This window comes from Micromonospora sp. NPDC005413, from assembly GCF_040606435.1.
Taxonomy (GTDB): domain Bacteria; phylum Actinomycetota; class Actinomycetes; order Mycobacteriales; family Micromonosporaceae; genus Micromonospora.
The window spans coordinates 1-1,010 of the sequence record NZ_JBEXEV010000083.1 but is presented as its reverse complement, the minus strand read 5'-3'; the positions used below and the strand labels follow the sequence as shown (position 1 = coordinate 1,010).

Genomic DNA, 1,010 nt, shown 5'->3' with positions numbered 1-1,010 from the left:
GGCGTGGGGCGTGGGGCGTGGGGCGTGGGGCGTGGGGCGTGGGGCGTGGGGCGTGGGGCGTGGGGCGTGGGGCGGGGGGCGTGGGGCGTGGGGCGCGAGGCGCGAGGCGCGAGGCGCGAGGCGCGGGAAATCTGGTGGCGACGGCGGGGCGTCGGCGGCCAGGATGACGGGGTGACTGAGGCGTACCCGAAACAGGTTTCTGTCCGCGCGGCCACCGCCGCGCGTCGACAGCGCACCGTGCCCGGGGTGGCCTCGATCCGCCGTCCGTCGTCGTGAGCGGCGCGTTCCTCGCCGGCCTGGTTGCCGGCTACGGCGTCGCCATCCCCGTCGGCGCGATCGCGATTCTCATCCTGGGGCTCAGTGCCCGTACCTCGTTCCGGGTCGGTGCGGCCGCGGCGCTCGCGGTGGCGACGGCCGACGGGCTCTACGCGGCGGTCGCAGTGCTCGGCGGTGCCGGTCTGGTCGGGATCATCACGCCGGTCGCCGGGCCGTTGCGGGTGGTCGCTGCCGTGGTCCTGCTGGGTCTCGCCGCGCATGGCCTCTGGCGGACCTGGCGCGCCCACCGCTCGCGGCGGACGCCGGCGGCACCGGCTGGTCGGGGTCTGAGCACTCCCGGGCGGGCCTACGCCGCGTTGCTGGGGCTGACCCTGCTGAATCCGATGACGGTGCTCTACTTCGCCGCGCTGGTGCTCGGCCGTCGGGACGCCGCCGACACGGACGCGGGCTCCGCGGCGCTCTTCGTGGCGGGCGTTCTCCTGGCGTCGGCGAGCTGGCAGTTGCTCATCGCCGGCGGCGGCACCGTGGTCGGCCGAGCTCTGACCGGGCCGCGCGGCCGGCTGGTCACCGGCCTGGTCTCCAGCGCGCTCATCGCCGCGCTGGCGGTGGCCGCGCTGCTGCCGGGCTGAGCGGTCCCGCCCGCCCGGCGGCCGTGCCGGCCCGCTCGCCCGCCGTGCCGGCCCCCGGGGGGGGGGGGGGCGCCCCCCCACCGACCCGACAATCGTGATGTACGA

General features: G+C 77.8%; 2 protein-coding genes. Both read left to right on the top strand.

The genetic code is table 11. From position 1 onward, the window contains the following. A partial coding sequence (locus tag ABZS37_RS32690) for a hypothetical protein (protein WP_355175468.1) occupies positions 1-276 on the top strand: 276 nt, incomplete at its 5' end. Further along, a complete protein-coding gene (locus tag ABZS37_RS32685) occupies positions 273-905 on the top strand; it encodes a LysE family transporter (protein WP_355175466.1) in 633 nt (210 codons plus the stop codon). The genes ABZS37_RS32690 and ABZS37_RS32685, both read left to right, overlap by 4 nt. Positions 906-1,010 lie beyond the last annotated feature (105 nt).